Source organism: Pedobacter sp. (assembly GCF_035317785.1).
Classification (GTDB): domain Bacteria; phylum Bacteroidota; class Bacteroidia; order Sphingobacteriales; family Sphingobacteriaceae; genus Pedobacter.
On sequence record NZ_DATHGC010000241.1, the window covers coordinates 1 to 5094 of the forward strand.

General features: G+C 42.0%; 6 protein-coding genes. All 6 read right to left on the bottom strand.

What is annotated here, in order from left to right:
* Positions 1 to 124: 124 nt before the first annotated feature.
* The 6 genes from bshC to rpmB all read right to left on the bottom strand — a co-directional run bounded on the left by bshC (position 125) and on the right by rpmB (position 4815).
* Positions 125 to 1711, bottom strand: a complete 1587-nt coding sequence (gene bshC, locus VK541_RS14695) for a bacillithiol biosynthesis cysteine-adding enzyme BshC (protein WP_324371073.1) — start codon at positions 1709 to 1711, stop codon at positions 125 to 127.
* 46 nt (positions 1712 to 1757) lie between these two features.
* Positions 1758 to 3092, bottom strand: coding sequence for a 30S ribosomal protein S12 methylthiotransferase RimO (gene rimO / locus VK541_RS14700; RefSeq protein ID WP_324371074.1), 1335 nt, complete (start codon positions 3090 to 3092; stop codon positions 1758 to 1760).
* Between the two features lie 24 nt (positions 3093 to 3116).
* Positions 3117 to 4082 carry a signal recognition particle-docking protein FtsY gene (gene ftsY / locus VK541_RS14705; protein ID WP_324371075.1) on the bottom strand — a complete coding sequence of 322 codons (966 nt, stop codon included), beginning with the start codon at positions 4080 to 4082 and terminating at the stop codon, positions 3117 to 3119.
* A gap of 73 nt (positions 4083 to 4155) precedes the next feature.
* A complete protein-coding gene (locus VK541_RS14710) occupies positions 4156 to 4317 on the bottom strand; it encodes a DUF4295 domain-containing protein (RefSeq protein WP_324371076.1) in 162 nt (53 codons plus the stop codon).
* Between the two features lie 40 nt (positions 4318 to 4357).
* Positions 4358 to 4540: a 50S ribosomal protein L33 gene (gene rpmG, locus VK541_RS14715; protein WP_008242799.1), complete on the bottom strand. Its 183-nt coding sequence runs from the start codon at positions 4538 to 4540 to the stop codon at positions 4358 to 4360.
* A gap of 41 nt (positions 4541 to 4581) precedes the next feature.
* A complete protein-coding gene (gene rpmB / locus VK541_RS14720; protein WP_324371077.1) occupies positions 4582 to 4815 on the bottom strand; it encodes a 50S ribosomal protein L28 in 234 nt (77 codons plus the stop codon).
* Positions 4816 to 5094: the final 279 nt, after the last annotated feature.

Sequence of the window (5094 nt, forward strand, 5' to 3'; positions counted from 1 at the left end):
CAGATCTCAGCAGTACATCAGCAGCCAGTATTGCATCTTTTTCCGGGCATCCCATTTTCAGGAAGACATTCTCAGTAAACTGGCGCAGGTTTTTTTCTGTAAAAGTATAAAAGGTCATTATTTTTTAGGCAAATAGAACTGTAAATTCATGATCCAGCGGTTTAAAACTGCTGATCAGTGCTTCAATAAAGTCAGGGCCATAAAGCACGTACATCGGAGCAATATTCAGCACCCGTTCCTGTAAAACTCCGGAAGGGAACAATTTGTCCTTCAGGCTGTCGATCTGAGAGAGTGAAGTGGCATGCTTTCGTTTTTCTGCCCTCAGTAATTTTTTTTCCAGCGTCGCAATCAGTTTAAACGTCCTGGTCTTAGCCGCATCCGCCGATTCAGAAAGGGTTTTGTCGATCTTGTAAGCTGTCAGCTTGATCTGCTCAAATATGAAGCTGATGGCACGCTGTTCATCTTCCAGTGCGAACCGAAGTGGTACATGGGCTTTGATCCATTCATTCTTAAGTAAATCGGTGTTGTTAAACAGGTCTTTATGGCTAATGCCTAAAATGTGCATCCTGGCTTCACTTCTTTTGTCGATGACCAGTGCAGAGTTCCTCAGGATCAAAACAGGAAAATCCACGCCATAATGCTCAAAGCTCGCCTTTAGCTGCAGCCAGTAGGTGGTTTCGGCACCGCCGCCAATATAGGCCAGATTCGGCAGGATCACCTCCTGGTATACCGGTCGCATCACTACATTCGGACTAAACCTTTCGGGAAAGTCATGGATCTCCTCCCGCAGTTCCTGAGTGCTGAAACCAATTCCGGTATTCATTACTTTATAAATGCCGCCCTCCCGTATGATCCTTTCCCGCAGGCCATCGGCCATGTAAAAAAAGTTGATCTCTCTTGGGTTGACCTGTGGTTTATAACCCAGATCTTCGAGAGATTTATTGCTTTCAGAAATCCGCTGAAAGCTGTTTTGTTCGGTAATGTCTTTAAAAACGATCTCCGAAAACTGCTGCTTCAAAGCCCGGTCATCGGCATCCACACACACCAGTCCGTACTTTCCAAACAGTGCATCTACCAGTATCCTGGTAGCATCACTCAGTTTATGCTGTCCGGAGTAGGCCAGGTCTGTCAGTTCTGCCAGCTGAAGGCCGTTCTCACTGATTCCCAGATAGCCTTTATAAGCTACCAGCACATCTTCCATGTCTTTGGTACTCAGCTGTCCTGTAGCGCCTGCTGCCGGTTTGTTCCAGGTCAGCATCCTGTCCTCGATCTTCACATGGTTGATTTCTTCAAAATCATGATCTTCGGTGGCCATCCAATAGACCGGTACAAAATTATAGTCAGGGAATTTTGCTTTAAGTTCTTTGGCCAGGTTTATGGCCGTAACAATTTTGTAAATAAAATAAAGCGGACCGGTAAATATATTGAGCTGATGCCCTGTAGTAATGGTAAAAGTTTGTTTATCAGCTAGTAAAGCTATGTTTTTTCGGACCAAATCAAGGGTTTCAATCCCCGAATATTGTTTGTTCAGCGTACTGACCAGTATGGAACGGTCTCCTGTAAAATCCCGCTTTTCTATAGCTTCAGCAAAGCCCTGGTGGTCCGGGGAGTATTGATAAAAGGGGCGCAATAGTGATTTGCTGTCAATATAATCCAGCACTATTGAAGAGAAAGCGTTGGTTTCCTTGTAGGAGATGTATTTAGCTTGCATTGCCACGAATTTAAGTTAATAAACTATAACTCATAGTTTCAAGCCTTTATTTTACAATCTGTCCATACAGATCAAAATCCTCTGCCCGGTCAATCTTAACCTGTACAAAGCTGCCGATCGCTGCATAACCAGTGGCTGCATCTATCAACACCTCGTTGTCCACTTCCGGCGAATCAAATTCTGTACGGCCTATAAAGAAGCCGCCTTCTTTTCTATCTATCAAAACCTTATAAGTATTGCCTATTCTCTCCTGGTTGATCTCAAATGAAATGCCCTGCTGCAGTTCCATAATGGCATCTACACGTTCCTGTTTTACCTCTTCAGGAACATCGTCAATAAGATTGTGGGCATGTGTTTTTTCTTCATGGGAATATGTGAAACAACCCAATCTGTCAAAACGTGTTTCTTCCACCCAATTCAGCATTTCTTCGAAATCCTGTTCGGTCTCGCCCGGGTATCCGCAGATCAATGTGGTCCGCATCGCGATATTGGGCACTTTGTCCCTGATCTGGTTTACAATGTCAATGGTCTTTTGTTTGGTAATGCCCCTGCGCATAGATTTCAGCATGTTGTCTGTAATGTGCTGCAATGGCATGTCCAGGTACTTGCAAATGTTCTCCCGCTCATTCATGGCTTCGAGGATTTCCATTGGGAAGCCGGAAGGGTATGCGTATTGGAGTCTGATCCATTCTATGCCGTTTACATCAGAGATTCTGCGCAATAATTCATCCAGATTACGTTTGCCATAGATGTCCAGGCCGTAATAAGTCAGGTCCTGCGCGATCAGGATCAGTTCCTTAGTGCCGCCTGCCGCCAGAATTTTGGCTTCGTTTACAAGCTCGTTCATATCTCTCGATACATGTTTGCCGCGCATTAAAGGAATGGCGCAAAACGAACAGGGACGGTTACAGCCTTCGGCAATTTTAAAATAAGCAAAATGAGAAGGAGTGGTCAGCATGCGCTCGCCAATCAGCTCATGTTTGTAATTGGCACCCAGAGAATGCAGTAAATTGTTCAGGTCATTGGTGCCGAAGTAAGCATCAACGTTGGTGATCTCGGCTTCCAGTTCCGGCTTGTACCGTTCAGATAAACATCCGGTCACAATTACTTTTCCGACTTTTCCTTCGTTTTTTAACTGGCTGTATTGAAGTATAGTGTCTATTGATTCCTGCTTGGCATTGTCAATAAATCCGCAGGTATTGATCACTACGATGTCATCCTTGCCCATCTGATTGGACTCATGGGTCACATCCAGGCTGTTGCCGCGCAATTGACCCATTAATACCTCAGAGTCGTAAGTATTTTTTGAGCAGCCTAATGTGATCACATTGATCTTAGGTTTCTTTGCGGGTGCTACCCTGGATATTGTTTTTGTATTCATGTATTCTAATTAGAATGCTTTTGTCTATTTAAACAAGCTGTCAACGAAAGCTTTTTTATCAAATAATTGAAGATCGTTCACCCCTTCGCCAACCCCGATATATTTTACCGGGATCTTGAACTGATCAGAAATACCGATCACCACGCCACCTTTGGCCGTGCCATCAAGTTTAGTAATGGCCAATGCATTTACATCCGTAGCTTCAGTAAACTGCTTGCATTGCTCAAAGGCATTTTGACCGGTCGAACCATCCAGTACCAGCAGTATTTCGTGCGGTGCCCCGGGAACGATCTTTTGCATGACATTTTTTATTTTGCCCAGCTCGTTCATCAGACCGACTTTATTGTGCAGGCGTCCGGCAGTATCAATAATAGCTACATCTTCACCATTTGCTACAGCAGACTGCAGCGTATCAAAGGCCACAGATGCCGGATCTGAACCCATGGCCTGTGCCACCACACGTACATCCACACGCTCACCCCAAAGTTTGATTTGGTCAACAGCTGCAGCCCTGAACGTATCCGCTGCTCCTAAAACCACCTTTAAGTTTTCCGCTTTTAGTTTGTGTGCCAGTTTGCCGATTGTTGTGGTTTTGCCCACTCCGTTTACACCGACGACCATAATTACATATGGCTTATGATCGCCTCCGTATTCAAAATTTCTGAAATCATTGCTGTTGTTTTCAGCAAGGAGCAGCTGGATCTCATCACGCAGCATGCCGTTGAGCTCCGAAGTAGAAAGGTATTTATCTTTGGCAGCCCGGTCCTGAATGCGCCCCATAATTTTTAATGTCGTGCTGACACCCACATCGGAAGTTACCAAAACCTCTTCCAGATTATCCAGGACATCATCATCAACAGTAGATTTGCCGGCTACGGCTTTAGTGATCTTACTTAAAAAACCTTCTTTAGTTTTCTCTAATCCCTTATCGAGAGCATCCTGCGCTTCTGGCGCAGTCTCCTTTTTCTTAAAAAAATCGAATAAACCCATATGAATGTTTTGATAAAATAAAAAAAGCCCTCCCAGTATAAAGGGACGGCTTTAATATTAGCTAATATTAATATTATTTTCTAGATGCAACAATAGCATCCTGAACGTGATCGTTGTGAACAATAACTTCTTTGAAAGAATAAGCACCTGTTTTCGGTGATTTAGTCATTGTGATGACTTTTGAATATTCTTTTCCTTTACCCGTTTTAAGGGTTGCAACTACCTTTTTTGCCATGATCTAAATAGATTGTGTTTAGTCGTTAATACTAAACGTATTACTTAATTTCTTTATGTACAGTTACTTTCTTCAGGACCGGGTTGAATTTTTTCAACTCTAATCTTTCAGTAGTGTTTTTACGGTTTTTAGTAGAGATATATCTAGACATACCAGGCATGCCACTGGTTTTATGTTCTGTACACTCTAGAATAACTTGTACTCTGTTACCTTTTTTTGCCATTTTCTTATTATTACGGTTGATTTCACATCAACCAATTGTTTCTACAAAAATCCTTTTTTCATGAAGCGGTTGATCGCTTCTGTAATACCAATTTTATTGATGGTTTTGATAGCTGAAGTAGATACTTTCAGTGTTATCCAACGATCTTCCTCAGGAATATAAAATTTCTGAAGTTGTAAGTTGGGATAAAACTTACGCTTAGTTTTAACGTTTGAGTGAGAAACATTAAAACCTGTCATTGCCATTTTTCCGGTTAGATCACAAACTCTAGACATGCCTTATAATATATTGTTAATTGTTCTTCGCTTAATTTTTTTAAGAGTGTGCAAATATCTGTAAAATATTTGTAATCATCAAGTAGACGAATAAAATATTTTAAATTTATTAAAGGATGTTAAGATCAGGCAGGGGTCAGTGACTCGTCCTATACAGACTTAACATCTCCACGAAGAAGTATTTATTAATGATTAACTTTAAGAGATGTCAGTAGAAATTACAGATGCCAAATTTGGTAGACTTTATCAAGAGTCTTATAAGAAGGCGATAGTTTTAGA

Bases quoted from the DNA above. Each gene is read 5' to 3' on its own strand.
- VK541_RS14710 (WP_324371076.1), bottom strand. From the start codon at position 4,317: ATGGCAAAAAAGGTAGTTGCAACCCTTAAAACGGGTAAAGGAAAAGAA.
- ftsY (WP_324371075.1), bottom strand. From the start codon at position 4,082: ATGGGTTTATTCGATTTTTTTAAGAAAAAGGAGACTGCGCCAGAAGCG.
- rimO (WP_324371074.1), bottom strand. From the start codon at position 3,092: ATGAATACAAAAACAATATCCAGGGTAGCACCCGCAAAGAAACCTAAG.
- rpmG (WP_008242799.1), bottom strand. From the start codon at position 4,540: ATGGCAAAAAAAGGTAACAGAGTACAAGTTATTCTAGAGTGTACAGAA.
- bshC (WP_324371073.1), bottom strand. From the start codon at position 1,711: ATGCAAGCTAAATACATCTCCTACAAGGAAACCAACGCTTTCTCTTCA.
- rpmB (WP_324371077.1), bottom strand. From the start codon at position 4,815: ATGTCTAGAGTTTGTGATCTAACCGGAAAAATGGCAATGACAGGTTTT.